Source organism: Sphingomonas abaci (genome assembly GCF_014199625.1).
Lineage (GTDB): Bacteria > Pseudomonadota > Alphaproteobacteria > Sphingomonadales > Sphingomonadaceae > Sphingomonas > Sphingomonas abaci.
In genome coordinates, this window is sequence record NZ_JACHNY010000001.1 from 521,425 (window position 1) to 546,725 (window position 25,301).

Annotated in this window: 20 protein-coding genes, 1 tRNA gene and 1 other RNA gene; 9 read left to right on the forward strand and 13 right to left on the reverse strand. The window is 69.5% G+C overall.

Annotation, left to right across the window (positions count from 1 at the left end):
* Position 1: 1 nt before the first annotated feature.
* The 6 genes from GGQ96_RS02295 to GGQ96_RS02320 form a co-directional block, all read right to left on the reverse strand.
* Positions 2 to 1,180 (reverse strand): GGDEF domain-containing protein, encoded by a 1,179-nt coding sequence (locus GGQ96_RS02295; RefSeq protein WP_184111125.1) that lies wholly within the window; start codon positions 1,178 to 1,180, stop codon positions 2 to 4.
* Between the two features lie 293 nt (positions 1,181 to 1,473).
* A complete protein-coding gene (gene pnp / locus GGQ96_RS02300) occupies positions 1,474 to 3,840 on the reverse strand; it encodes a polyribonucleotide nucleotidyltransferase (protein ID WP_184111127.1) in 2,367 nt (788 codons plus the stop codon).
* A gap of 159 nt (positions 3,841 to 3,999) precedes the next feature.
* The gene (gene rpsO / locus GGQ96_RS02305) at positions 4,000 to 4,269 is read right to left on the reverse strand and encodes a 30S ribosomal protein S15 (protein ID WP_125995922.1); all 270 of its coding nucleotides are present in this window, start codon (positions 4,267 to 4,269) and stop codon (positions 4,000 to 4,002) included.
* A gap of 14 nt (positions 4,270 to 4,283) precedes the next feature.
* Positions 4,284 to 5,177: a tRNA pseudouridine(55) synthase TruB gene (gene truB / locus GGQ96_RS02310; protein ID WP_184111129.1), complete on the reverse strand. Its 894-nt coding sequence runs from the start codon at positions 5,175 to 5,177 to the stop codon at positions 4,284 to 4,286.
* A 4-nt stretch (positions 5,178 to 5,181) separates the two neighbouring features.
* The gene (locus GGQ96_RS02315) at positions 5,182 to 5,769 is read right to left on the reverse strand and encodes a thymidine kinase (RefSeq protein ID WP_184111131.1); all 588 of its coding nucleotides are present in this window, start codon (positions 5,767 to 5,769) and stop codon (positions 5,182 to 5,184) included.
* A gap of 49 nt (positions 5,770 to 5,818) precedes the next feature.
* The gene (locus GGQ96_RS02320) at positions 5,819 to 6,250 is read right to left on the reverse strand and encodes an RrF2 family transcriptional regulator (RefSeq protein WP_184111133.1); all 432 of its coding nucleotides are present in this window, start codon (positions 6,248 to 6,250) and stop codon (positions 5,819 to 5,821) included.
* Between the two features lie 39 nt (positions 6,251 to 6,289).
* Between GGQ96_RS02320 and ssrA the strand changes: the two genes are divergently transcribed.
* Positions 6,290 to 6,656, forward strand: a transfer-messenger RNA (tmRNA) gene (gene ssrA / locus GGQ96_RS02325).
* Between the two features lie 265 nt (positions 6,657 to 6,921).
* On the opposite strand, the gene GGQ96_RS02330 is transcribed toward ssrA, so the two are convergent.
* The 3 genes from GGQ96_RS02330 to GGQ96_RS02340 form a co-directional block, all read right to left on the reverse strand.
* Positions 6,922 to 8,289 carry an HlyD family type I secretion periplasmic adaptor subunit gene (locus tag GGQ96_RS02330; RefSeq protein ID WP_184111135.1) on the reverse strand — a complete coding sequence of 456 codons (1,368 nt, stop codon included), beginning with the start codon at positions 8,287 to 8,289 and terminating at the stop codon, positions 6,922 to 6,924.
* Entirely contained in the window at positions 8,286 to 10,007 is a 1,722-nt protein-coding gene (locus tag GGQ96_RS02335; RefSeq protein ID WP_184112178.1) for a type I secretion system permease/ATPase, read from the reverse strand. The genes GGQ96_RS02330 and GGQ96_RS02335 overlap by 4 nt, the downstream gene beginning before the upstream one ends.
* 435 nt (positions 10,008 to 10,442) lie before the next feature.
* Entirely contained in the window at positions 10,443 to 13,232 is a 2,790-nt protein-coding gene (locus tag GGQ96_RS02340; protein ID WP_343058897.1) for an endonuclease/exonuclease/phosphatase family protein, read from the reverse strand.
* Between the two features lie 329 nt (positions 13,233 to 13,561).
* Here GGQ96_RS02340 and GGQ96_RS02345 point away from each other — a divergent pair, with 329 nt between their 5' ends.
* Positions 13,562 to 14,188: a PEPxxWA-CTERM sorting domain-containing protein gene (locus tag GGQ96_RS02345; protein WP_184111137.1), complete on the forward strand. Its 627-nt coding sequence runs from the start codon at positions 13,562 to 13,564 to the stop codon at positions 14,186 to 14,188.
* A 114-nt stretch (positions 14,189 to 14,302) separates the two neighbouring features.
* Positions 14,303 to 15,307 (forward strand): alpha/beta hydrolase, encoded by a 1,005-nt coding sequence (locus GGQ96_RS02350; RefSeq protein ID WP_184111139.1) that lies wholly within the window; start codon positions 14,303 to 14,305, stop codon positions 15,305 to 15,307.
* A gap of 92 nt (positions 15,308 to 15,399) precedes the next feature.
* Here GGQ96_RS02350 and GGQ96_RS02355 read toward each other — a convergent pair.
* A tRNA-Pro gene (locus GGQ96_RS02355) sits at positions 15,400 to 15,476 on the reverse strand.
* Positions 15,477 to 15,624: 148 nt separating this feature from the next.
* Here GGQ96_RS02355 and yajC point away from each other — a divergent pair.
* The 5 genes from yajC (at position 15,625) to GGQ96_RS02380 (ending at position 20,511) form a co-directional block, all read left to right on the forward strand.
* Positions 15,625 to 15,963 (forward strand): preprotein translocase subunit YajC, encoded by a 339-nt coding sequence (yajC, locus tag GGQ96_RS02360; RefSeq protein ID WP_184111141.1) that lies wholly within the window; start codon positions 15,625 to 15,627, stop codon positions 15,961 to 15,963.
* Positions 15,963 to 17,570 carry a protein translocase subunit SecD gene (secD, locus tag GGQ96_RS02365; protein WP_184111143.1) on the forward strand — a complete coding sequence of 536 codons (1,608 nt, stop codon included), beginning with the start codon at positions 15,963 to 15,965 and terminating at the stop codon, positions 17,568 to 17,570. The genes yajC and secD overlap by 1 nt, the downstream gene beginning before the upstream one ends.
* 13 nt (positions 17,571 to 17,583) lie before the next feature.
* Positions 17,584 to 18,564, forward strand: coding sequence for a protein translocase subunit SecF (gene secF, locus GGQ96_RS02370; RefSeq protein ID WP_184111145.1), 981 nt, complete (start codon positions 17,584 to 17,586; stop codon positions 18,562 to 18,564).
* A gap of 12 nt (positions 18,565 to 18,576) precedes the next feature.
* Positions 18,577 to 18,951, forward strand: coding sequence for an Mth938-like domain-containing protein (locus tag GGQ96_RS02375; RefSeq protein ID WP_184111147.1), 375 nt, complete (start codon positions 18,577 to 18,579; stop codon positions 18,949 to 18,951).
* A 138-nt stretch (positions 18,952 to 19,089) separates the two neighbouring features.
* On the forward strand, positions 19,090 to 20,511 hold the full coding sequence (locus GGQ96_RS02380) for a S41 family peptidase (RefSeq protein WP_184112180.1): 1,422 nt from the start codon (positions 19,090 to 19,092) through the stop codon (positions 20,509 to 20,511).
* 177 nt (positions 20,512 to 20,688) lie between these two features.
* On the opposite strand, the gene GGQ96_RS02385 is transcribed toward GGQ96_RS02380, so the two are convergent.
* Genes GGQ96_RS02385 through GGQ96_RS02395 form a run of 3 tightly spaced genes read right to left on the reverse strand, consistent with a single transcriptional unit; the run spans position 20,689 to position 24,448 of the window.
* A complete protein-coding gene (locus GGQ96_RS02385) occupies positions 20,689 to 21,060 on the reverse strand; it encodes a YdbL family probable chaperone protein (protein WP_246360094.1) in 372 nt (123 codons plus the stop codon).
* 8 nt (positions 21,061 to 21,068) lie between these two features.
* Positions 21,069 to 21,275, reverse strand: coding sequence for a YnbE family lipoprotein (locus GGQ96_RS02390; protein ID WP_425506684.1), 207 nt, complete (start codon positions 21,273 to 21,275; stop codon positions 21,069 to 21,071).
* Positions 21,272 to 24,448, reverse strand: a complete 3,177-nt coding sequence (locus GGQ96_RS02395; RefSeq protein ID WP_184111151.1) for an intermembrane phospholipid transport protein YdbH family protein — start codon at positions 24,446 to 24,448, stop codon at positions 21,272 to 21,274. The genes GGQ96_RS02390 and GGQ96_RS02395 overlap by 4 nt, the downstream gene beginning before the upstream one ends.
* A 110-nt stretch (positions 24,449 to 24,558) precedes the next feature.
* Here GGQ96_RS02395 and radC point away from each other — a divergent pair, with 110 nt between their 5' ends.
* A complete protein-coding gene (gene radC / locus GGQ96_RS02400) occupies positions 24,559 to 25,239 on the forward strand; it encodes a RadC family protein (protein ID WP_184111153.1) in 681 nt (226 codons plus the stop codon).
* The last annotated feature ends 62 nt before the right edge of the window (positions 25,240 to 25,301 follow it).

Here is a 25,301-nt window from a genome sequence, read left to right on the forward strand (position 1 = left end):
GTTACGCCCGCGCCCCCACCGCCGACAGGGGGGGCCGCGTCGACGTCGGCGACCGGCCCCTGACCAGGATGCAGCGGTTCCGGCCGGCCGCCTTGGCCTCGTACAGCGCCCGGTCGGCGCGGCGGAGCGCGGCGGTCAACGTTTCCCCGGCCGCCAGGTCGGTCAGTCCGATGCTGACCGACAGGCCCGGCAGGTCGGGCAGGTCGGGCAGGGTCAGGGCGGCCACGCTGACGCGGATGCGCTCGCAGACCGGATGCGCCGCCTCCAGGTCCTGATCGGGCATCAGCAGCACGAATTCCTCGCCGCCCAGCCGCGCCGCCACCCCCAGCGCCGGGCGCACCGTGTCCAGGCACTGCGCGACCCGCCGCAGCACCGCGTCGCCGCCGTCATGGCCAAGCCGGTCGTTGATGCTCTTGAAATGGTCGAGGTCGAGGATCGCGATCGCCATGACCACCCGGCCGATCCGGTGCTGTGCGGGATCGACCCGCCGATCGAACGCTTCCTCCAGCGCCCGGCGGTTCGGCAGCCCGGTCAGGGGGTCGATGCGGGCCTGGTCGTGATGCGTCTTCACGAGCGATTGCAGCACCGCGATCAGGATCAGGAGGCCCGCCGCGACCAGCAGCACGCCCGTGCTCGCCTGCGACACGACGCCGTAGATCGAGCCGAGATAATCCCGCTCGCTGCCGAACCCCAGTGGGGCGGCCAGGAACGGTTTCGCCAGGAAATGCAGGCCGGTGACGAGGAACACGGCCACCAGCACCCGGTTCATCGCCGAGCGCGGCGCATCGCGCCAGGCGGTCGCGGCGCACAGGATCATGCTCGCCGCGAAGAAGCACTGCACGACCAGCCGTTGCTCCACCCCGTCCCCGCCCAAAGGCCGCAGCGTGAAATAGGTCACGCCCGGGCCGACGATCAGCGCGCATCCGAGCCACATCGGCCGGCGCTGGTGGAAGAGGGAGAGGGCCGGGGCCATCAGCGTCAGGCCGATCAAGAAGCCGCTCGGCCCCAGGCGATTCATCACCTGCGCATCGCCCCCCGCCGCGACGATCAGGTGCGAGGCTGGCTCGAGCACGCCGAAGCCATAGCTCACCGCCATCCAGCCGATCCGGCGTGCGCCGGGATTGAGGCAGGCGATGACCACGAAGCTGATCCCGAACAGCAACGCCGTCAGCATGTTCATCAGCAACGGCAGAACAGCTTGCGGCACCATGGATCGGCAATCCGGACAGGAACTTGAGAGGGAAAGCACGACACGCTTGGAACATTCGAAGCCAAGTGTTGGCTAATACAGCCGCCAAATTGTTGCAACGGCAATTGTATCGTAATTTACCTTCATTTCGGTGGAAAGGACGGGAGAAGATGGCCATCGTCCGGAACGAAAAAACGACCGCGCGGGCAGCCCGCACGGTCGTTTCGTCCTGATCCTGACCCGAAGGCGCGGTCACCCGGCCTTCGGGAGGGAGCCGGGGATGATCAGTCGCGATCACCGGTCAGGAAGGCCGGCGCGAACGGCGCCGGGCCGTCCTCGCCGCCCTCGCGCTCGCGACGCGGGCCACGGCCCTCGCCCCGCTCGCCGGAACGCTCGCCGCCCCGGTCGCCACGATCGCGACGCGGACCGCCACGACCTTCGCCGCCGTCCCGACGCGGACCGCGGTCGCCGCCGCCGCCGCCGCCGCCGCGCGGGCCACGGTCGCCGCGATCACCCCGGTCGCCGCGCGGTTCGCGCGCCGGACGGGTGTCCTCCAGCTCGGCGCCGGTCTCCTGGTCGACGACGCGCATCGACAGGCGCACCTTGCCGCGCGGATCGATCTCGAGCACCTTGACCTTGACGGCCTGGCCCTCGGACAGCGCGTCCGACACCTTCTCGACCCGCTCGTTCTTGATCTCCGAGACGTGGACGAGACCGTCCTTGCCGCCCATGAAGTTCACGAACGCGCCGAAATCGACCAGGTTGACGACCTTGCCGTCATAGATCTTGCCGACCTCGGCCTCTTCGACCAGGCCCTTGATCCACTTGACCGCGGCCTCGATCTGGCTCTGGTCGGACGACGACACCTTGATGACGCCCTCGTCGTCAATGTCGACCTTGGCGCCGGTGGTGGCGACGATCTCGCGGATCACCTTGCCGCCGGTGCCAATCACTTCGCGGATCTTCGACTTGTCGATCGTGAAGGTCTCGATGCGCGGCGCATGCGCCGACAGCTCGGTGCGGGTCGAATCCAGCGCCTTGGCCATCTCGCCCAGGATATGGGCGCGGCCCTCATGCGCCTGGGCCAGCGCGACCTTCATGATCTCCTCGGTGATGCCGGCGATCTTGATGTCCATCTGGAGGCTGGTGATGCCCTCGCTGGTGCCGGCGACCTTGAAGTCCATGTCGCCCAGGTGATCCTCGTCACCCAGGATGTCGGACAGGACGGCGAAGTCCTTGCCCTCCAGGATCAGGCCCATCGCGATACCCGAGACGGGGCGCTTGATCGGCACGCCCGCATCCATCAGCGACAGCGAGCCGCCGCAGACCGTCGCCATCGACGACGAGCCGTTCGACTCGGTGATGTCGCTGGTGACGCGGATCGTGTAGGGGAATTCCTCCTTGGTCGGCAGCACCGGGTGCAGCGCACGCCACGCCAGCTTGCCGTGGCCGACCTCGCGACGCCCCGGCGCGCCGAAGCGGCCCACTTCGCCGACCGAATAGGGCGGGAAGTTATAGTGCAGCATGAAGTGCTGGTAGGACAGGCCGTTCAGACCGTCGATCATCTGCTCGGCGTCGCGAGTGCCCAACGTCGTGGTCGCGATCGTCTGGGTCTCGCCGCGCGTGAACAGCGCCGAGCCGTGCGAGCGCGGCAGGAAGTGGACCTCGGCTTCGATCGGACGGATCTGCGTGGTGGTGCGACCATCGATGCGGCGGCCGTCCTTCAGGATCGCGGTGCGGACGATCTCCGCCTCCAGCTTCTTGACCAGCTTGGCGGCGGCGAGCTGCTCCTGCGGCGTGCGGTCGGCCATCGCCGCCTTCGCCTTGGCGCGCGCCTCGCCCAACGCGGTCTGGCGCTGCTGCTTGTCGGTCAGCTTGTAGGCGGCGGTGATGTCCTTGCCGACCAGCTTCTTCAGCTCGGCCTTGACCGCCTTCTGGTCGTCGCCCTGCTTCAGCTCCCAGGGGTCCTTGGCGGCCTGCTCGGCAAGGTCGATGATCGCGTCGATGATCTGGCGCGATGCCTTGTGCGCGAACACCACGGCGCCCAGCATGACGTCTTCCGACAGCTCCTTGGCTTCGGATTCGACCATCATCACCGCGTCGTGCGTCGCCGCGACGACCAGGTCCAGGTCGCCGTCCAGCACCTCGGCATCGGTCGGGTTGAGCTGGTACTCGCCATTCTTGTAGCCGACGCGCGCGCAGCCGATCGGGCCCATGAACGGCACGCCCGAGATGGTCAGCGCCGCCGAGGCCGCGATCATCGCGACGATGTCGGGCTCGTTCTCGCCGTCATAGGACAGCACCTGCGCGATGCAGTTGATCTCGTTGTAGAAGCCCTCGGGGAACAGCGGGCGGATCGGACGGTCGATCAGGCGGCTGACCAGCGTCTCCCGCTCGGTCGCGCCACGCTCGCGCTTGAAGAAGCCGCCGGGGATGCGGCCGCTGGCGGAGAACTTCTCCTGGTAATGGACGGTGAGCGGGAAGAAATCCTGCCCTTCCTTGACCGTCTTGGCAGCCGTGACGGCGCACAGAACGACCGTCTCGCCGAGCGTCGCGATCACCGCGCCGTCGGCCTGGCGGGCGACCTTGCCCGTCTCGAGGGTCAGGGTCTTGCCGCCCCACTCGATCTGCACTTTCTTGGTATCGAACATATCGCTTCCTTCACTCCCGCCGCGCCGATCGCGCCGGGGGCCTATGATGCGGGCTAACCGGCCCGCGGCGGCGTGGGACGCTTCGTCGCCCCCATGCCCGCCGCGCCGGATTGCGGGCGGGCAGATACGAGAAGGGCGCCGCGAGGGCGCCCTTCCGAATTACTTGCGAAGGCCGAGCTTCGCGATCAGTGCCAGATACCGGTCGCCGTCCTTCTTGCGGAGATAATCCAGCAGCGAACGACGCTTGTTCACCAGCATCAGCAGGCCGCGGCGGGAATGGTTATCCTTGGCGTGGCCCTTGAAATGCTCGGTCAGGTTCTTGATGCGGTCGGTCAGGATCGCGACCTGCACCTCGGGAGACCCCGTGTCGCCCTCTTCGCGGGCATGTTCCTTGATCAGCGCCTGCTTGCGCTCTGCCGTGATCGACATCGTCATCCTTTCAATCAGAGGTTGAAGCCGCGAACGACCCGGACCTCGCCCGCGACCACGTCGACCAGCGCCACAGGGGCGGAGTCGAGCATCGCGAAGGCCGCGCCGTCATCGGCATGCACCCCGACCAACACACGCCCCTGACGGAGCGCCCCTGCCTGGTCGGGAGAGAGAGCAAGAGCCGGGATGTCGTCCAGCCCCGCCCTCAACGGCAGGAGTATCTGTTCAAGGGTGCGCGCCTGCCCCATTTCGTTCAAATTGTCCAGCGATATCGCGCCGGACAGGTCGAAGGGACCCGCCTTGAGCCGGCGCAGCATGGTGACATGGCCGACCGTGCCGAGCGCCAGCGCGATGTCGCGCGCCAGGCTGCGGATATAGGTGCCCTTGGAGACATGCGCGACCAGGGTCGCCGCGTCGAGCGGCCCGTCCTCTGCGGCCGCATCGATCGAGAGCGCGTGGATCACCACGTCGCGGCTCTTCAGCACCACGTCCTCGCCGGCCCGCGCCAGGTCATAGGCGCGCTCGCCATCGACCTTGAGCGCCGAATAGGCCGGCGGCACCTGCGCGATCGGCCCGGTGAAGCGCGGCAGCACCGTGGCGAGCGCGCTGCGCGTCGGCCGCACCGGGCTGGTCGCGATCACCGGCCCCTCGGCGTCCAGCGTATCGGTCTGCTCGCCGAAGCGGATGGTGAAGGCATAGACCTTGTCGCTGTCGAGCATCCGCCCCGCCAGCTTCGTCGCCTCGCCAACCGCGATCGGCAGCACGCCGGTCGCCAGCGGATCGAGCGTGCCGCCATGGCCGACCTTCACCTTGCCATGCCCCGCCTGGCGCAGCACGCGCTTGACCGCGGCGACGCCTTGGGTCGAGCCCAGGCCCAGCGGCTTGTCGAGGATGATCCAGCCGTGCATCGCCTTATCCTTCCGCCTGGATCAGCGCCTCGGCGTGGTGCCGGCGACACAGCGCGGTATAGCGGTCGTTGCCGCCGATCTCGGTCTGCGACCCCCGCGCCACCGGAGCACCGTCGGCATCGACGCGCAGGTTCATCGTCGCCTTGCGCCCACAGACGCAGACCGACTTGATCTCGGTCAGCTCGTCGGCCAACGCCAGCAGCCGCGCCGATCCCTCGAACAGCACGCCTTGGAAGTCGGTGCGCAGACCATAGGCCAGCACCGGCACGCCCAGCCGGTCGCAGACCCGGGCGAGCTGGTCGACCTGCCCGCCGCTCAGAAATTGCGCCTCGTCGACCAGCACGCAGGACAGGGGCGTCTCGGCATGGCGGTCGTCGATGCACCCATAAAGGTCGGTGGCGGGACCGAAGGGGGTAGCCGGCGCGGCCAGGCCGATGCGCGAGGCGATCGTCCCCGCCTCGAACCGGTCGTCGATCGCGGCGGTGAACAGCATCGTCGCCATGCCGCGCTCGCGATAGTTGAAGTCGGCCTGCAACAGGTTGGTCGACTTGCCCGCGTTCATCGACGCATAATAGAAATAGAGCTTGGCCATCGCCGTCCCGTTACCAGCTTGTCGGGCGGGCGGAAGGCCCCTTCCCGCTTTACGCCGCGACCAGTCGCTCGGCGGTGGCGTCGGCCAGGCTGGTGCCGTCCAGGATGCGCGCGGTCTCGTCGCGCACCCGCGCCATGGCCTGGCGGATCGCGCAGGCGGCCTCGTCCTTGCAGTCGGCGCAGCGACGATAGGCGGTGCGGCTCACGCACGGGACCAGCGCCAGCGGCCCCTCGATGGTGCGGATGATGTCGCCCAGCGAGATCAGGTGCGCCGGTCGCGCCAGCAGATAGCCGCCATGTTTCCCGCGATGGCTGAGCACCAGCCCCGCCTCGCGCAGGTCGGCCAGGATCAGCTCCAGGAACTTGCGCGGCACATTCGCCTCGGCCGCGATCCGCGTCATCGGGATCGGCGCGCTGCCGGCCGGGGCGGTGGCCAGGAACAGCAGGGAACGCAGGGCGTAACGGGAACGCTGGGTCAACATGATGCGGGCCGATATGGCCCTGATTTGTGGCGAGCGAAAGGCGTTTGCATGTGGCGACGCACGCCCTATATCGGTCGGCGTCGGCTTCGGCCGGCTATGGCGATAAACTGCGGCGTAGAATAGACGCAGCGGACCCGGGGGCGGTACCCGGCGGCTCCACCATTCGGGCCGGTCGACCATGGCTTTCAGCCATGGGTCGGGCGACCGGAATGACGGGGCCGAACTAGGATCGACGTGTGTTGAAAGGCGCTGTTTTCGCTCGGAATGGGACCACCGCAACGGCCCATTACACAAGTGCCAACGATAACGAAGCACTCGCGATTGCGGCGTAACTGATGGCCTAACGGCCTGACGTTACACCAAAATAGCGCGGTCGGACCCCACCGGGCAACAGAAGGGGATTCCAGCGGCAACCGGGAGGGCCGGGCAACAGAACCTCCCGGACCTTCATTCCGGTCTGGTCGATGATCGCGCGACGCCGCGAAGCGCCCGCCGATGCCGCACGTCTTCCTACTCCTTGTTCCCCGGCGATGCCCGGGGCCCGGTCGGGGGATGCCATTCGAGAAATCGTCGCGCTCCGTGCCTCTCAACGAAGCGCAACACTCCATTACTGAAGCTTTCCCGATTGCGCCCCGGCCTGCGCCGGGGGACCAGAGTGTGGAGCAGCAGGCTCAATGCTCCCGGAACGACGACCAGAACGCGCCCACCAGTGGCTCCAGCGCGTAATCGAGCGCCGTGCGTTTGCGCAACGGGATCAGCACCTGCACCGGCATGCCCGCGCGCAGCTCGAAGTCCCGGCCCCGCACGACGTTCAGCCGGCGAAGCTGGTCGCGCGGCACAGTCACCTCGGCGGTGAAATAGCCCGCCCCCGTCTTCTCGTCGGTCACCGCATCGGCCGACAGGCGGGTGATCACCCCCTCCAGGTCGGGCAAGGTGCGATCGTGCAGGCTGGGGAACTTGACCAGCGCGCGCTGCCCGGTGCGGAGATCATCGGCATCGTCGAGCCCGATCCGCGCCTGGATACGCAGCGGCACGCGTTCGGGCACGATGCTCATCAGCGTCTGGCCCGGCGCGATCACGCCGCCGCGGGTGAAGACGGACAGCCCGATCACCGCCCCCGTCGCCGGCGCGCGGATAGCGGTGCGGGCGAGCTGGTCGCGCGCCGCCGCCAGCTTGGGGAGCAGGTCACCCAGCCGCGTGTCGACATCGCGCAGGTCGGCGGCGGTCCGCTCGCGAAAGCTGCGCTCCGCCTCCAGCGCGCCGATCTCGCTCTCGCGCGCCGCCTCGCGCGTCTGGGCGACGCTGGCGGCATATTGACCGCGCTGGCCCATCAGTTCGGCGCGCAGCCGCTCCAGCTCGCGCAGCCTTGTCTGCGAGACGAACCCCTTCTCCGCCACCGGGCGCAGCGCCGCGAGCTGCTGGTCGACCAGCCGCAACTGTTCCTCGGCGGAGGTCACCTGCGTACCATAGCCGCGCCCCTGCTGCGCCGATTGCGCGACCCGCTGGCCCAGCGCGCCGCGCTGCGCCGACAGCGTGGCCCGGCGTGCGTCCAGTTCGCTCTGTTGCAGCTTCAGCGCCAGCGCCGCCGCCGTCCGGTCCTCGTCCGGCAACGCGGCGAACTCGCGCGGCGGCGACAGGCGGGCCGCGCCCATCTGCTCCGCCTCCAGCCGGGCGCGCTGCGCCAGCAGCCGGATCGCCTGCGCCGCCAGCGCCCGCTCCTGCGCGCGCACATCGGCGGCGACCAGGCGGATCAGCAACTGCCCGCGCCGAACCCGCTGCCCCTCGCGCACCAGCAGGTCGCCGACCACCCCGCCTTCGCGATGCTGCACCGCCTGGCGCTGGCCCGACACCTCCAGCACGCCCGAGGCATAGGCGGCCGCATCGAGCCGCGCGAACGCCGCCCAGCCCAGGAAGAGCAGGAAGAACAAAGACGCCACGACCAGCCCGACGCGGATGTCGCGCGCCGGATCGGCCAGCGCCGCGATCGCCGGATCGGGCCGCCGCTCGTCACCGGGCGCGAGGACCAGGGGCGCGCTCATGCCGCGCCTCCCCGGGCGACCGCGCCGGTGGCGGGCGGCGTCATCCGGCGGACGCCGGGCGGCGCGATCTTCGCCAGGATCTCGTCGCGCGGCCCGAACAGCTCCGCCCGCCCGTCGCGCAGCACCAGGATCTTGTCGACCACCGGCAACACGCCGAGCTTGTGGGAGACGATCAGGATCGTCTTGCCCGCCGCCTTCAACCGCGCGATCGCCGCGTTGAGCGCCGCGTCGCCCTCCGCATCCAGATGCGCGTTGGGCTCGTCCAGGATGTAGAGCGCCGGATCGCCATAGACCGCCCGCGCCAGCGCGATCCGCTGCGCCTGACCGGCCGAGACACCGCGCCCGCCCAAGCCCAGCCGGTGGTCGAAGCCGCCCGGCAGCCGCAGGATCAGGTCTTGCGCGCCGACCATCTCCGCCGCCTGGACCACCTGCGCGTCGATGGTGGCGCGATCCGCCGCGGCTTCCGTGTCGAAGCGCGCGATATTCTCCTTCACCGTCCCCTCGAACAACACCGAATCCTGCGGCAGATAGCCGATATGCCGGGCCAGCCGCTCGGCGTCCCAGTCGTTCAGGTCGGCCGAATCGATGCGGACATGGCCCCGATCGATCGGCAGCGCGCCGGCGATCGCGCGCACCAGCGTCGACTTGCCCGCTCCCGACGGACCGACGATCGCCACCACCTCGCCGGGCGCGACCGCGAAGGACACGGCGTTGAGCAGGGTCGCGTCGCGCGTGGCGTTGAGCAGCGTCACGCCCTCCAATTGCAGGCTCCCGCGCGGGGCGGGCAACTGGGTGACGTCGGCGGCGACCGGCGCGGCGGCGAGCAGCGCATCCAGGCCGCGATAGCTGGCATGGGCCTGGGCGATCCCCTTCCAACTGCCGATCAGCAGTTCGACCGGGGCCAGCGCCCGCGCGATCAGGAAGGAGGAAGCGAAGATCGCGCCGCCCGAGATCTTGTTGTCCACCGCCAGCAGCGCGCCCAGGCCCAGCGCCAGCGATTGCAACGCCAGCCGCACGAACTTGGTCGCGGTGAAATAGCCGCCGGCGCGAAACCCCGCCTCGGTCTGCGCGACCAGCATCGCCTCGCGCTGGCGCAGCTGGCGTGCGACCAGCGCGCGGCGCATGCCCAAGGCGCGCACGTTTTCGGCCGCCGCCAGCATTGCGTCCTGCGCGGCATAGGTCCGGGTCGCGACCTCCTGCGCGCGCGCCATGCCGCTCCGGGTCGCCACCTCGTTGCGCCAGGCGATGGCCGGCAGGATCGCACCGCCGGCCAGCGCGACCAGCCCGATCCAGGGATGGACCAGGAAACAGACCAGCACATAGAGCGGCGTCCAGGGTGCATCGAACAGCGCCAGCATCCCCGGCCCGGTCAGCACGCCGCGCATCGCGTCGAAGTCGCGCATCGCCGCGCGCGCCGCCGGCGCCTCCGGCCGCGCCATGGTCGCATCGAGCAGCAAGGGCGCGAGATCGGCGTCCAGCCGGACGCCGGCGCGCACCAGCAACCGGCTGCGCACCCGGTCGAGCAGCGAGAGGCAGGCGAGCGCGAACAGCAGCACCAGCGTGAGGAAGCCGAGCGTCTGCACGCCCTGCGTCGGCACCACCCGGTCATAGACCTGGAGCATGTAGAGCGTCGGCACGATATAGAGCAGGTTGACCAGCGCGCTGAACCCCGCCGCGCCGATCAGATGGCGGCGGCACCGCTCCAGCGCGGCCCGCATCGGCCCCTGCGGCAGATGGAGCCCCCCGGTCCCGCTGGTCCTACGCATACCCACCCTTCACGTCGCCTCCGCCCAGCCTGTCCTCGACAAAGGGCGTCTTACCACCGTCAACCACGTCGGATCGACGCCTGAAATCCCTCCCCTGCAAGGGGAGGGTGCGCGCGGCATGGTGGAAGCGGCGCCACCTGTCGCGAGGAGGGCCGTCCTGGCCATCGGCGTCACCCTCCATCCGGTCTGCGGCGGGCTGCCTTTCCGTACGGGGGATCGTCGCAAGATCGCCAACCCTGCATTGGCGGCCCCACCCTGCTCCCGCGCAGTCAGAAGCTCCGTGCCAGGCAAACCAATACCTTATGGCACGTGCCCCCCGGGACTCCCGCCTGCGCGGGTGCACCGAAAGGCCTCGCGCAACGATCCCCTTACAGGATCGGCACCGCTTCAGGCCAGGTGCATCCCGTCCGCCAGCGTCGGCATGAAGCCCCAGCCGCCATGATGCGCATAGCCCAGGTCGTGGGTCGCATCGTCGGACGCCCCGACCGCCTCGACCTGCGCCACCGCCTCGGCCTGCGCCGGCGCGCCCCCGAAGCTGAACAGCGCCAGTTGCGGGTCATGGTCGGTCGGCCGGTCGCCGCTGAACTGCGAGTTCAGGTGCACCGCATCATAGCGCGCGTCCGTCAACAGCCCGCCGGTGACCAGGATATGGTCCAGCGCCTGGGCATTGCCCTCGAACAGATAGCTGTACCGCTCCTCGGGCGACAGCAGCGCGGTCGCCAGGTCGGTCAGCATCCCGCCCTTGGCCGGATCGGTCAGCTGGGTCTGCGCATCTTCCCAGGCGAAGCCGTTCCAGTCGCCCATTACCGCGATGTTGAGCTGGGGATCGTCGGCCAGATGCTCCTGGATCCACGCCTTGACGCCCGCCGCCTGGGCGGTGCGGGCGGCATCGCCGGCATCGGCGGGCGGCTGGGTCGCGCCCCAGAGCGGGTCGCTACCGCCGCGCGAGGTGAGGTGGACGTTGATCGCGGTGATCGTCTCGGCCCCGAACTGGAACTGCGCGACCAGCGGCTTGCGGCTGTTGTTATAGGCCGCGCCGGTGATCAGCTCGGCGCTGCCCTCGACATAGCTGACCCGGTCCAGATTGTAGAGATAGCCGTTGCGGATGTTGCCGTTCGGCTCGCCGCCGGTCGAATTGGCGGTGGTCGGCGCGATCTCGACATAGCCGTAGCGGCCACCGTTGATCCTGGCGATCGCGTCGATCAGCCCCTGCGCGGTCTGCACGCCCGACAGCGTGCCGCCGGACTGCGCGCCATTGGCGTCCTGGATCTCCTGCACCGCCAGGATGTCGGGCGCGCGCAGATTGTAGACGATGTCCGCCGCCAGCACGTCGTACTTGTTGTCCGACGCATCGAGGTTCTCGACATTGTAGGTGGCGAGCGACAGGTGCGTGGCGTCGCCGGCCAGCGCCGACACCTCCTTCTGGAGCGTCACGTCCTGGGTCACCGTCACCGCCTCCGTGACGATCACCTCATATCGGGCGGCGGCATAGTTGACGATGCCGGTGACGCTGCTGAGCCGGTCGCCGACCGAATAATCGGGTGCGAACCCGTCATAGACGGCGGCCTTGCCCTGGAGCTGGATCTTCTCCGGGTTGAAGTCCCCCTTGCTGATCGTGATGCCGCCGCGATCGTTGACGCCGGTCGCGCCCGCGCCGCCCGAGGCGACCACGTCGGTCTCCCGGTAGCTGTCGGCCGTGGTGTTGGAGACGACGAGCGGATTGTCGATCGTGACCCGCATCCCCTCCAGCGATTCCCAGAAGTCGATGCCGTCCGTGGCCGGGTCGTAGCGCGTCAGCCCGTCATCGTCGATCACGCTGGTCGGCGAAGTCAGCCCGCCCTGGCCGATCCGCACCGCGTCGGGCAGCACCTGGTCCCAGCCCTCCAGCGTCACGCTCGGTCCGGTGATCTGGGTGACGGTCAGGCCGCCGGTGCCGGCGCGATATTCACTCACCGCACCCTGCACGCTCACCGCGTCGCCGACGAAGAAATCCGGCGCGCTGTTGGTGTAGACGAAGATGGCGTCGGAGGTTCGAGCGTTGCCGTCGCCCAGGTCCTGCAGATAGAAGCCGTTGCTGTCCACCGCCGTCACCACGCCGCGCGTGACCACCGTCTGCCCGACAAAGGCGGAAGCATGGCCCTCGCCCTGGATCTGGCCGATCTTGAGCGGCAGGATATCGTCGTTCAGGATCGTGCCGGTCGCCGTCGCCCGGTCGATCGTCGCCCCGCCGGTCGCGTTCGACAGGGTAATGGAGAAGCTTTCGTTCGGCTCCGGCGCGCGGTCGCCGAGCACCGGCAGCGAGATGATGGCGCTAGTCTGGCCATCGGCGAAGCGGACGGTGCCGGTCAGCGCGATCGCCGCGAAGTCGCCCGCATCCGCGCCGCCTTGGCCGCCCGGCAGCGTGATCGCATAGGCAGCCTCGACCGCGCCGCTCGCGCCGCCGACGCGGGTGACGGTGAAGTCGATCATCTGCGTGCCGGCATTGCCCTCGGTCACCGAGGCGTCGGCGATGCTGAGCGTGCCGGGCAGCGCCGCGCCGCCGCCGCTGGTGGTGACGCGAATGTCGTCGATGCCGATCCATTCGTCGTTGCCGGGGGCGTTGGTGGTGATGATGCGCACCTGCAGCGTCGCGGCGTTGTTGGCATCGTCGGGCAGCACGACCGAGACCGGCGTCACGAGACCGGGCGTACTCGCCGGCGCACTGGCATCGGCGACATAGCCGCCCGGTACATTGGCCCACGCACCGCTTTCGCTCAGCCGATACTGCACCGCGATCTGCTGCGCCGTGTCGTTGGCGCTGTTGTCCAGGTCGCGCAGGTTGAACGACACGGTGACGCCCTGTCGCCCGGTGGCGTCCAGGTACAGCGCCAGATAGGGCGCATCCGCCGTGCCAGACCCCTTGATCGCGACGGTGGGGTTGCTGATCTGGAACTCGGTCACGCCGCCGGTCGTGTAGGTGTCCGGCCTGGTCTGGTTGGCGTTGACGTCGACTTCCGGTTCGGGGTCGAGCGTGATGGTGCGCGGGTCGACGCCCGCCCGGGTGGTCGATGCGTCCTTGCCGATGAAGCCCATGATCGACGGCACGTTCGACCAGTCGTCGTTGCTGCGGATCAGGTTGGTGTCGGACCAGTCCTGAAACAGGTCGCCGCCGGCCAGATTCCAGTAATTCGTGCTCACGTCCTCTACCCCCTGTCGCGATGGTCCGCCCCGGCATTCCCCCGGACCGCGGATGAGCGCCGCTCGACGCCCCTAACAGGTCGTTAATCTGCCCATGTGACAGAGCCGTGGCAAACCCCCGCGAACCACCAGACGCGAATTTTTTATTCGCTTGTTTTTCAGAGGCCTGGCGCAGCAATCGAATACACCATCGACGCTTGTGCCAAAATGACCCAGGCGTCATGAAGGATCATGGATTTCGTCGCGGACCGGCTGTCCTAACGTCTTGGGACTGCAACATAGCGCTGGCAACGACGGGTCCAGCATCGATCCATAAGGGGGAAGTCCTAATGAAGCGTTTCATCGTCGCCGCGCTCGCCGCCGCCCTCGCCGGCACGGCCGCCCAGGCCGCCGAGTTCACGCCGGTGCAGGGCGGCACCGCCGCCGCCAGCTTCGCCAGCAGCGGCCCGTTCGAGCAGAGCTTCGTCGCGAATGCGGGGCTGCTGACCAATTTCGCCTTCACCTTCGCGACGACGAACCGCACCGCGACGACCAGCACCGTGACCTTCTCGCTATTCACCCAGAATGGGGACACCGCGCTTGCCAGCCAGACGACGAATCTGAGCGGCCTGACCTTCCGCACCTTGGGCGGCTTCGTCGACGTGTTCGCCGGATCGGTCGCGCTCACGGCGGGCACGACCTATCGCGCCGTGCTGAGCTCCGACAGCAGCAGCCTGGCGCTCGGCTATAACAATGCAAGCGATGCGTATGCACAGGGCGCGTTGACCCGCCGTTCGAACAGCGACGCGGCCTGCGTCGCCGGCAGCAACCGCTGCGACGCCAACTTCCGCTACAGCGTGCAGCCGATCGCAGCGGTTCCTGAGCCGGCCAGCTGGGCGCTGATGCTCACCGGCTTCGCGCTGGTTGGCGGCGCGGCCCGCTATCGCCGCCGCGCCACGGTACTGCGCTACCACTGAGCGCATCTCGCGACGGACAGGCGATCGGGGGCGGCGGTCCGGGGGACCGCCGCCCCTTTGCTGTTTGGGGACGGGCGCTATGCTGGGGCGAATTTCGCTACTGGAGAGGCACTTATGACTGATTTCGACCCGCCGCCCGCGCTCGGCCGTCGGGCCTTGCTGGCGGGGCTGGCCGCAGCGCCGCTGCTCGCCACCGCCGCCCCTGGACAGGCTGCAACCGGCGCGACCGGCCCGCAGGCGGGCGAGGTGGTGCCGCTCTGGCCCGGTCTCGCCCCCGGCCACCCGTCGCGCACGCCGGCGCTCAAGATCGAGCAGCGTTCCACCTCGCCCGGCTTCGACGATCGCTGGGTGACCGGGATCGACCGCCCCGCCCTGGTCGTGCGCCGCCCGGCCACGCCCAATGGCAGCGCGGTGATGCTGATCCCCGGCGGCGGCTATGGCTTCCTGGCGTGGGACAATGAGGGCGAGGAGCAGGCGCGCTGGCTGAACGCGCGCGGCGTTACCGCCTATATCCTGCTCTATCGCCTGCCCGGCGAGGGCTGGGCGAACCGCGCCACCGTCCCGCTCCAGGATGCGCAGCGCGGCCTGCGCATGATCCGCGCCCGCGCTGGCCAGGACCGGGTCGATCCGGCGCGCGTCATGATCCTGGGCTTTTCGGCCGGCGGGCACCTGGCGGGCAGCCTCGCCACCCGCCATGGCGAGCGGACCTATGCGCCCGTGGACGCGGCGGACCGTCTATCGGCGCGCCCCGACCTGACCGGGCTGATCTATCCGGTGGTGTCGCTGGCCGAGCCTTTCACCCATGAAGGCTCGCGCGACAATCTGCTCGGCCCCGATTCGGACCTCGCCGCCCGCCAGCGCGGCTCGGTCGAGCGGCTGGTGACGGTGGAGACGCCGCCGATCTTCCTGACCCATGCCAGCGACGACGGGCTGGTGCCGATCGCCAACAGCCTGGCGCTCTACCAGGCGATGCTGGCGGCCAAGCGACCGGCGGCGCTCCACGCCTTCGACCAGGGCGGCCATGGCTTCGGCGTTCGCCTGAAGGCCAATGTCGCCACCGCCGCCTGGCCGACGCTGTTCGCCGGCTATGCCACGCAGCTCGGATTGCTGCCGGGCTGAACGCCGCGCCCGTCCGCCGGCGCAGGTCGGCGGACGACCGGTCGCCGAACGCGCGACTCGCCACCGCATGGGCTGGCGATGTGGAGAGAATTTGGTCGGGACGACAGGATTCGAACCTGCGACCCCCACACCCCCAGTGTGATGCGCTACCAGGCTGCGCTACGTCCCGACCGGAGGGCGGCCTCTACGCGCGGTCGGCGCAGGATGCAAGCGGCTTGAGGCGGTTCCCACGACGATTGCCATAAATCGCGCCGGATGGTAGCGGCGGCGCTTCATGCGCGGGGGCGTTCCCCCGCCGACCAGCCATGACGGGTCCGATGTTCATTCCCTCTGCTTACGCCCAGACCGCGGGCGGCGCCGCCGGCGCGAGCGGCATTGCGAGCTTTCTCAGCCTCGCGCCGCTGTTCCTGGTCTTCATCATCTTCTATTTCCTCATGATCCGCCCCCAGCAGCGCCGCGTGAAGCAGTTGCAGATGGCAATCCAGGCGGTGAAGAAGGGGGACCAGATCGTCACCGCCGGCGGCATCGTCGGTCGCGTCACCAAGGTCGAGGACGCCTATGTCGAGGCGGAGATCGCCGCCAACACGCGCGTCCGGGTCGTCAAGGCGACGATCGCCGAGGTGGTTAATCCGCTCGCCAAGCCGGCGAACGACTGATGCTGGATTTCCCGCGCTGGAAGGTCTGGTCGATCTATGCGGTGCTGGCGGCGCTCGTCGCGCTCGCCATGCCGAGCGTCCTGTCGGGCATCCTGCCGAGCAATCTCGCCGCGCACCTGCCGGCGAAGCCCCGCATCAATCTGGGCCTCGACCTGGCCGGCGGCAGCTATCTGCTGCTGGAGGCCGATACGAACGACCTGGCCAATAGCCGGCTCGAGACGATGCGCGACCAGATCGCGGCCGAAATGAAGCGCGGCAGTCCGCGCATCGCGATCGGCGACATCTCGACGCGGAACGGCCAGCTCTCCTTCATGCTTCGCGATCCATCCCAGGTCGACGCGGCGCGCGAGCGGCTGTTGTCGATCGCCGGCGGCGGCGCCGGCATGACCGGACAGCGCGAATGGGACATCCAGGTCGTCGATTCCAGCCGCTTCGTGCTGAAGCCGACCCAGGCGGGCCTTGACGAGGCGATCAACACCGCGATGGGCGACGCGACCGAAGTCGTGCGCCGCCGCATCGACGAACTCGGCACGCGCGAGCCGACCATCGTCCGCCAGGGCACCAACCGAATCTTGGTCCAGGTTCCCGGCCTGCAGAATCCCCAGGCGTTGAAGGACCTGCTCGGCAAGACCGCCAAGCTCGAATTCAAGATGGTCGAGGAGAATGTCTCCCCGGCCGATCTCGCCGCCAATCGAGCGCCGCTGGGCGCGCAGATCCTGACCTATGTCGATGGCGGGCCGAACGCGCGCATCGCGGTGAAGCGCTCGACCGTCATTTCCGGCGACCAGCTGGTCGACGCGACGCAGGGCTATGATCCGCAGACCAACGCGCCGATCGTCAACTTCACCTTCGACGGCCAGGGCGGCCGCCGATTCGCCAAGACGACGACCGACAATGTCGGCAAGCGCTTCGCCATCATCCTCGACAATCAGGTGATCTCGGCCCCCAGCATCAACACGCCGATCCTGGGCGGGCGCGGCTATATCCAGGGCAATTTCACCGTCGATTCGGCCAACCAGCTCGCCATCGCGCTCCGCTCGGGCAAGCTGCCGGTCAATCTGAAGGTGATCGAGGAATCGACCGTCGGCCCCGACCTGGGCGCCGATTCGATCCGCGCCGGCCTGCTCGCCTCGGCGATCGCGGTCGCGCTGGTCGTGGTGTTCATGCTGGTGACCTATGGCCGGTTCGGCGTCTATGCGAATCTGGCGGTGGTCATCAACGTGTTCGTCATCGTCGGCGTGCTGGCGGTGCTGGGCGGCACGCTGACCCTGCCGGGTATCGCCGGCTTCGTGCTGACCATCGGCACGGCGGTCGACGCCAACGTGCTGATCAACGAGCGCATCCGCGAGGAACGGCGACGCGGGCGCAGCGTCGTCCAGTCGGTCGAGCTGGGCTATAAGGAGGCCAGCCGCACCATCTTCGAGGCGAACGTGACCCACGCGATTTCCGGCCTCATCATGCTGGTGCTGGGCTCCGGACCGGTGAAGGGCTTCGCGGTGGTGCTGCTGATCGGCATCGTCACCTCGGTCTTCACCGCCGTCACTTTCACCCGGATGCTGGTGGCGCAGTGGATTCGCCGCACCAAGCCCAAGACGATCAACATCTGAGGCGAGCAGACCCATGAAACTCCTTAAGCTCGTCCCTGACGATACCAATATCGACTTCGTCCGCCTGCGGACCTGGGCGTTTGGCCTGACGCTGGCCTTGTCGCTGCTGGCGGTCGGGCTGGTCTTCACGCGCGGCCTCAACATGGGCGTCGACTTCGTCGGCGGCCTGATGATCGAGGAACGCTTCCCCACCCCGCCCGACCAGAACCGCGTCCGCCAGGTGATCGACGGGCTGGGCGTCGGCGAGGCGTCGCTCCAGCAGGTCGGGGACCCGCGCGCGCTCTCGATCCGCCTGCCGGTGCAGCAGGGTGCGGATGACGGCGCCACCAACCGCGTCGTCCGCAAGGTCGAGTCCGCACTGGGCCAGGCTTTTCCCGGCGCGACCTTCAGTCGCTACTCCACCGTGTCGGGCAAGGTGTCGGGCGAGTTGGTCCAGCACGGCATCCTGGCGGTGGTGCTGGCGGTGCTGGGCATCGGCCTGTTCGCCATCTTCCGCTTCGAATGGCAGTTCGGCGTGTCGACCATCGTCGCCATCGTCCACGATCTGTTGATGACGCTGGGCTTCTTCGCGCTGACCCGGTTCGAGTTCGACCTGAACATCGTTGCGGCGGTGCTGACCATCATCGGCTATTCGATCAACGACAAGATCGTCATCGACGACCGCATCCGCGAGAACATGCGCCGCTATCGCAAGATGGAGATGCGCGACATCATCAACCTGTCGGTCAACGAGACGCTGCCGCGCACGGTGATGACCTCGGTCACCATCCTGCTGGCGCTGCTCGCGATGCTGCTGCTGGGCGGCCATGTGCTGCGTGGCTTCACCGCGGCGATGATCCTGGGCATCGTGGTCGGCACCTATTCGTCGATCTACGTGTCGTCCTCGCTGCTGATCGCGCTGGGCCTTCGCGCCGAGCCGAACCGCGAGAAGCCGGGCACGACCGACAAGACCAAGATCGACGATGCCGAGCGCATCGTCCCGCGTCAGCGCTAAGGGACCGGCATCATGCGCATGGATCGCGGCCAGCCGGTTACCGGGCCGGAAATCCGGGGCTTTTCGGGCAATGGCTACCGGCTGGACGATGTGACGGTCGCGACCGCGCTGTTGCTGACGGCGGACAAGGCGATGGACTGGACCCCACCCGCCCTTGCCGAGCTGACCGTCGAGGCGATCGAGCCGCTGCTCGATCCGCTGCCCGAGTTCCTGCTGATCGGCACCGGCGCGCGGCTGGCCCGCCCGCCCCGCGCGCTGGTCCAGGCGCTCGATGCGCGCGGCATCGGGGTCGAGACGATGGATAGCCGCGCCGCCGCGCGGGCCTGGGGCGTGCTGCGGGCCGAGGGCCGGCGGCTGGCGGCGGCGCTCTATCCCACCGACGCCTGAACGGCGGCAGGCCCTGATCGACCAGGCTGGATTTTGCCCCGGTTCGATAGCCGATTGCGAGTGACAAGGGCGTGCCGCCGCAATAGCCTTATCCCTGATCAGGTGAGGTATTGCGTGAGACACGAGCGGTTCGGGGCGATGCTGGCATTGGCGGCGATGCTGGCGGGATGCGGCGGCGATGGCGGATCAAGCGCCAGCACCGCGAACGGCAGCAGCTCGGGCGGGGGCACCGCCTCGACCCCCGCGCCCACCGCCAGCGGCTGCTCGCTGCGCGAGCGGCAGGACTGGGCGGCGGCGCAGTTGCGCGAATGGTATCTCTTCCCCGAAACGCTCCCCGCCAGCCTCAGCCCGGCCGCCTATTCGACCGTCGACGACTATATCGACGCGCTGACCAAGACCGCGCGCGACCAGTCCAAGGATCGGTATTTCACGCATCTCGCCTCGATCAAGGAGGAGAATGCCTATTATGATTCGGGCGAGAGCGCCGGCTTCGGCTTCCGGATCAGCATCGGCAGCGGCAACAGCGCGCTGACCGTCACCGAAAGCTTCGAGGGTGCGCCCGCGCTCGCCGCGGGGATCGACCGCGGCGCGCAGATCGTCGGCATCGGCACCACCAGCAGCGACGTACGCAGCATCGCCGCGATCACCGCCGCCGACCCGACCTATGGCATCGGCAATGCCCTGGGGCCCGACACGACCGGCACCACCCGCGTCTTCCGGCTCCAGACGGCGAATGGCGGCACGCGCGACGTCAGCGTCGCCAAGGCGGTCTATACGCTGACTCCGATCTCCAGCCGCTACGGCGTGCAGATCATCAACGATGGCGACCAAAAGGTCGGCTATATCAACCTGCGCACCTTCATCACCACCGCCGACGCGCAGCTCCGCTCCGCCTTTGACGGCTTTCGCCAGCAGGGCATCACCCGGGTCATCATCGACCTGCGCTACAATGGCGGCGGCCTGGTCGACACGGCGGAGCTGGCCGGCGACCTGCTCGGCGGCAATCGCCAGGCATCGGACGTGTTCAGCTACACGACCTTCCGTCCGGAGAAATCCGCGAACAACGAGACCCGCTATTTCCGGCCGCAGTCCCAATCGATCGCGCCGACCCGCATCGCCTTCATCGGCACGCGCGGCACCGCCTCGGCGAGCGAGCTGCTGATCAATGCCATGTCGCCCTATCTGAACGGCGCCATGGCGCTGGTCGGCACCAACACCTATGGCAAGCCGGTCGGGCAGATCGCGCTGGATCGCGCGCAGTGCGACGACCGGCTGCGCGTCATCGCCTTCGCCACGCAGAACAGCGCGCGCCAGGGCGGCTATTATACCGGCCTCGCCTCCACGCTCGGCACGACCTGTCAGGCAAGCGACGATCTGAGCCGGCCGATGGGCGATCCGGCCGAGGCCTCGACCCGCGCCGCGCTCGATTTCCTCGCGGGGCGGAGCTGCACCGCGATCACCGCACGCGGCGGCGATGCGACCGCCTTCGCCGCGGATCGCGAACTAGTGCGCGCGGCCCGGCCGAGCGCGGCGCAGCGCGAGGTGCCGGGACTGTTCTGAACCGGGTGTCGGCGTCCCACCTTCAGGGAGGATCGTCGCACCCGACGCCACCCGGTGGAGGCCCGGCCCCCGTCGGGGGACGCCGGTCAGCGCCCCCGATCGTATGGCGCGTGGCCCCGGCGCCCAGCCCCGTAGGCTGGCGCGGCGTCGTCCTTACATGAAGCGACGCCGTCCCCCTCAAACGCAGCGCGGGTCGCGTTCCGGCGGGGCGCTGGTCCGCGTCTTCCAGCTACCATCGGGGGCACGGTATTTTTCGCCCGGCCTGGTCTGCGCGATCAGGTTGCAGCCGCTGGTGAAGGCGAGCTGCTCCACCGTCGCGCCGGTCGCCTGCGCCTTTTGCGTATAGGCCGCCTTGCGCTGGATGTTGATCGCATTGACCAGCGCGCGTAGCTCCGCCGAGCCGCTGCCGACCACGCCCAGATAGCCGTCGGGCTGCTCGCCAACCTCGCCCGCCGCGCGCGCCGCCGCATAGGCCGGGTCGCGCTGCGCCCAGGCGGCGGTCGACAGGCTGGCCAAGGCCAGCAGGCCGGCCATCGTCATCTTCGCCATGGTCTTCATCAGAAAATCCCCGGATTCTGCTGGATCAGCGACTTGGCCTCATTGTCGAGGCGGTACACCACTTCCTGCGTGACATTGATGTTCAGGTTGATCTCGATCGGCTTGGTCGGCGCGTTCACATTGATGCAGCCGCCGGTCGCCCCGGTCAGGATCGCCATCGTACAGATCGTGATCGCTCGCATCGTCGTCAACCTGGAACGCTTCATCGCCGATTCTCGCTTACGGGGGTCTGAATGGAAAGGGGCGGCGTCGCGGGCGCCGGCGCGGGGGGCTGCGCAGCGCGGTTCTGCGCCTCGATCAAGGCGGGCAGGTTCCGTTCGACCAGCCGCTTGGGATCGTAGAAGGACGAGACCGAATCGAGCAGGCCGCGAAACGGCGCGCGGATGCGGATGTTGAAGACGAAGGGCAGCCGTTGCAGCCGGCGCAGGATGAAATTGGTCTTGGCGCCCTCGCCCTGCTTGACCCCCGTGAAGCGGACCGCGGTCACCATGTCGCCGCCCAGCGGCCCGTCCATGTTGACCGTCAGGCTGCGATAGCGCAGCGATTTCAGCGCCTGGAACGCCAGATTGCCCCAGGTGCCGAGCTGCTTCTGTCCCAGGACCCCGACATAGGCGATCGTGCCGCCACCGTCGCGCACCGCCAGCCGTCCGCCCTCGATCCGCCCGCCAAGCGAGTCGAAGATCATCGGCAGCGTGCCGTCGAAGATGCCGGTGGCGTCGAGATTGGGGAAGTCGAACTGCTGGAGGAACTGGTCGGCGCGCGCGCCGGTGACGTGGAAGGTCATGTGCCGCGCCCGATCGGCGGCGAAGTCCAGCAGCGTCGGGTCGAGCGTCAGCGCGCCGCCCGCGAAGGGCCAGCGCGCATCCTCGACCTGAACGCGTACGCCGCCCAGGAGCTGGAACCGGATCACCCCGTCGTTGACGGCGACGCCAGGATTCACCGTCTTCACCGTCACGACCTGCCCCGGCGGCGTATGCAGCGCGAGCAGGTCGTCGAAGCGGATCGTGCCGGCGATGCCGGTCGCGGGGCCGAACGCGGCGGCGAGGTCGAGGCCCTCGCTGGCGAAGGCGCCCGTGCTCGTCACCCGCTCGCCCCAGGCGATATGGCCGGCGCCGGTCACCTTGCCCCGCACATCGGCGATCACGCCGAAGGTCAGCGGGGTCAGCAGATCGGGCTGGAACGCCTTGGTGAAGATCAGCCCCGGCACGGTCAGGTCCGCCGCCCCGGTGCCGTCGCCCAGCAGATGATGCAGCGCGACATTGGCGACCGCCGTGCCCGTTGTCGGCTCGTGGAGCGTGCCCGCGGCATCGATGCGGTTGCCCGCCAGCGTCAGGGTGACGCCGCGCCCCGCCATCGGCTTGAAACGGGGAGCGCCGGTCTGTGCGTCGGTGACGGTCAGCGCCCCCCCCACGTCGAGCGTGCCGCGCCGGAATCGCCAGTCGCCCATGGCGTCCGACAAGAGCAGCGGCACCGCGCCGATCTGTCCCGCGCCGCCGGTGAACCGCCCGGCCGCGCCCCCATCGACGATCCGCCCGGTCAGCGTCGCGGCATCGATCCGGGTCGCGCGGTCGGGCGCGCCGAGCCGCGCCTTCACGCCGTCCAGCACGAAGCCCAGCGTCGCGACGTCGAAGCGCGCACCCGCCGCATCGACGGCGAGCGGCGTCCGGCCGATCCGCCCGCGCAGCGCGGTCGCGCCCAGCCGCGCTTCGCCGGCGACGCGCCCCTCCGTTGCCGCCAGCAGCGTGCCGCCGGCGGGACACAGCGTCAGCCGCGCCGGGTCGAGCGTCAGGCTGGAAACGCTCAGCCGCTGCCAGCCCACGGGCACGCAGCCCGGCTCCACGCGCCAGCCGCCGCGCGTCCGGCGGACCGCGAGCGGCAGCCGCAGATCCTCGACCTGTCCGTTGCCGCCGAGCGGCCCGGTCAGGCGAAGCGTGGTGGTCAGCCGCGTCTCGTCCCGCCCGCCCAGGGCGAAGCGGAGCGGCGTGGCGGCAAGGCTGGCCTGGCCCGCCGCGTAGGGCGTGGCCAGGGTCACGGTGCCGGTCAGCCGCCCGTCGCTGTCGCGTCGCCGCGTCGCGACCACGAGATCGGGCAGGCCGCCGCCGCCGGCCGTCATCCGACCATCGAGGTGCAGCCCCCCCGCCGGCCAGCGATAGCCCAGCGTGCCCTCGGTCAGCGCCAGCCGTGCGCCGGTCGCGGCGTCGACACGTCCCTCGCCCAGCGTCACCGCACCGGTGCCGCCATGCACGTCCGCCTCGAATGGCAGGTGCAGGGCGAACCGTCGCGCCGCCGCCCGGCTTGCGGTCACCAGCCGGTCGCGCAGCGGCGCCATCGGCGTGCCGGCAAGGGCTGGCACGCCGTCCAGCCCGGAAAGCATCGCCGGGGCCAGCCCCGCCCCTTGCGCGTCGAGTACGCCCCTGGCCTTCACCCCGCCGGGCGCGACCGCATAGCGCGCGTAGAGTCGCAGCGCTTCCGCTCCGCCCTGGGACGCGCGCAAGCCGCTGCCGTGCAGGTCGGCCCGCCCGCCAGTGCCGGAGGCGGCGCCGGTGAAATCGACCCGGCCGCGCGTCGCGGCGAGGGTGACGCCGCCGCCCCGCACCGCGCCGGTCGCCAGCCGGGCATCCCCCTGCCACCGGTCGAGGGCGGCGGAGAGATCGACCGACAAGTCGGCACGCAGCGCCGCGGCGCGCAGCCCGGCGCAGGCCAGCCGCTCGATGCGCACCGGCCCGTCCAGCTCCGGGCGCGCACGATCGATTCGCACGTCCACCGCCGCCGACACGCCGGCCAGCGTGCATCCCGCCAGCGCCAGGCCGGGCCCGACCGCCGCCAGGCTGCCACGGAAACCGTCGTCCAGCCGGCCCTTGCCGCGCAGCTTCAGCCCGACCAGCCCCGCCGGCGTCATCAGCCGGACGCGGGCATCGGCCACGTCGACCGACAGCCGGGGCAGCGCGAAGGGCTGGTTGCCCGACGATGGCGGCATCAGCCGGTCGAGCGCCCCCAGCCGCAATTTGCCGTCGCGAAGCTCGGCGCGCAGCCGGACATGGCCGGCGCGCACCTGCTGCACCGACACACCCGACAGGCCGATATCGGTACGCGTCTCGATCCAGTCGGCGACCAGGTCCGGCCGGGCGGGATCGCCGATCACGACATGGGTCAACCGCTGCCGCCCCAGCCCCAGATCGGCGATGTCATAGGTCGCGGGCACGCCGCGACGGACCAGCGTGTCGGTGACGAAATGACGCAGGATCGGCCGGCGCTCGATCCACAGGCTGGTGCCGGCGACGACCAGCGCTGCGGCCCCGGCCAGGGCGGCGCGCCGGCGACGGCTATAGGGGCGGCGATTCGGCTGGATATGCTGCTCCTCCTCCACCGCGCGCGTCATCCTCCTGCCGAGAGCGCTTCTTACGGACCGGATGACCGGAGTTGAAGCGCTTATCTGGGGCAGACGTATACCGTCCTTGATCCCGGCGCGCGCGCGGATAGGACGGGCGGATGGCCGATCCCCTTCCCGATCATGCCGGTCACCGGGCACGTCTGCGCCAGCGGCTGCTCGCCGATCCGGCCGGGCTGCTCGATCATGAGCTGGTGGAATATCTGCTCGCGCTCGCCATTCCCCGCCGCGACACCAAGCCGCTGGCCAAGGCGCTGCTCGCCGAGTTCGGGGGGATCGGCGCCCTGCTGACGGCCGAGCCGGAGGCGATGATGCGCGTCGACGGCATGGGCGACGCCGCGGCCGCCGCGATCCGCATCGCGCAAGGATCGGCGCTGCGACTGCTCCATGCCCAGGTCGCCGACCGGCCGATGCTGGCCAACTGGCAGGCGCTGCTCGACTATCTGCGCGCCGACATGGCGCATCGCGGCGTCGAGCTGTTCCGCGTCCTCCACCTCAACACCCGCAACGTCCTGATCCGCGACGAGATCATGAACCAGGGCACGGTCGACCAGGCCCCCGTCCATGTCCGCGAGGTGATCCGCCGCGCGCTGGAGCTGCAATCGGCGGCAATCATCCTGGTCCACAATCATCCAAGCGGCGATCCCGCCCCCAGCCGCGCCGATATCGAGATCACGCGCCGGATCGTCGACGCGGGCAAGCCGCTCAACATCGCCGTCCACGACCATCTGATCATCGGCGCGCACGGCCATGCCTCGCTGCGCGCGCTGGGGCTGATCTGAGGGTCGCAGGCGAGCAAGGGCTGCTGCGTCGGGAGCGCGGGGCAGGATGCACGATGGTCGCT

Coding starts and splice junctions, on each gene's coding strand:
- GGQ96_RS02390 (WP_425506684.1), bottom strand. CDS start 21,275: ATGAAGCGTTCCAGGTTGACGACGATGCGAGCGATCACGATCTGTACG.
- GGQ96_RS02395 (WP_184111151.1), bottom strand. CDS start 24,448: ATGACGCGCGCGGTGGAGGAGGAGCAGCATATCCAGCCGAATCGCCGC.
- GGQ96_RS02335 (WP_184112178.1), bottom strand. CDS start 10,007: ATGCGGGCCGCGCTGGAGCGGTGCCGCCGCCATCTGATCGGCGCGGCG.
- GGQ96_RS02375 (WP_184111147.1), top strand. CDS start 18,577: ATGCGCATGGATCGCGGCCAGCCGGTTACCGGGCCGGAAATCCGGGGC.
- GGQ96_RS02315 (WP_184111131.1), bottom strand. CDS start 5,769: ATGGCCAAGCTCTATTTCTATTATGCGTCGATGAACGCGGGCAAGTCG.
- yajC (WP_184111141.1), top strand. CDS start 15,625: ATGTTCATTCCCTCTGCTTACGCCCAGACCGCGGGCGGCGCCGCCGGC.
- GGQ96_RS02330 (WP_184111135.1), bottom strand. CDS start 8,289: ATGAGCGCGCCCCTGGTCCTCGCGCCCGGTGACGAGCGGCGGCCCGAT.
- secD (WP_184111143.1), top strand. CDS start 15,963: ATGCTGGATTTCCCGCGCTGGAAGGTCTGGTCGATCTATGCGGTGCTG.
- GGQ96_RS02350 (WP_184111139.1), top strand. CDS start 14,303: ATGACTGATTTCGACCCGCCGCCCGCGCTCGGCCGTCGGGCCTTGCTG.
- GGQ96_RS02320 (WP_184111133.1), bottom strand. CDS start 6,250: ATGTTGACCCAGCGTTCCCGTTACGCCCTGCGTTCCCTGCTGTTCCTG.
- GGQ96_RS02385 (WP_246360094.1), bottom strand. CDS start 21,060: ATGGCGAAGATGACGATGGCCGGCCTGCTGGCCTTGGCCAGCCTGTCG.
- secF (WP_184111145.1), top strand. CDS start 17,584: ATGAAACTCCTTAAGCTCGTCCCTGACGATACCAATATCGACTTCGTC.
- rpsO (WP_125995922.1), bottom strand. CDS start 4,269: ATGTCGATCACGGCAGAGCGCAAGCAGGCGCTGATCAAGGAACATGCC.
- GGQ96_RS02380 (WP_184112180.1), top strand. CDS start 19,090: ATGCTGGCATTGGCGGCGATGCTGGCGGGATGCGGCGGCGATGGCGGA.
- GGQ96_RS02295 (WP_184111125.1), bottom strand. CDS start 1,180: ATGAACATGCTGACGGCGTTGCTGTTCGGGATCAGCTTCGTGGTCATC.
- pnp (WP_184111127.1), bottom strand. CDS start 3,840: ATGTTCGATACCAAGAAAGTGCAGATCGAGTGGGGCGGCAAGACCCTG.
- radC (WP_184111153.1), top strand. CDS start 24,559: ATGGCCGATCCCCTTCCCGATCATGCCGGTCACCGGGCACGTCTGCGC.
- GGQ96_RS02345 (WP_184111137.1), top strand. CDS start 13,562: ATGAAGCGTTTCATCGTCGCCGCGCTCGCCGCCGCCCTCGCCGGCACG.
- truB (WP_184111129.1), bottom strand. CDS start 5,177: ATGCACGGCTGGATCATCCTCGACAAGCCGCTGGGCCTGGGCTCGACC.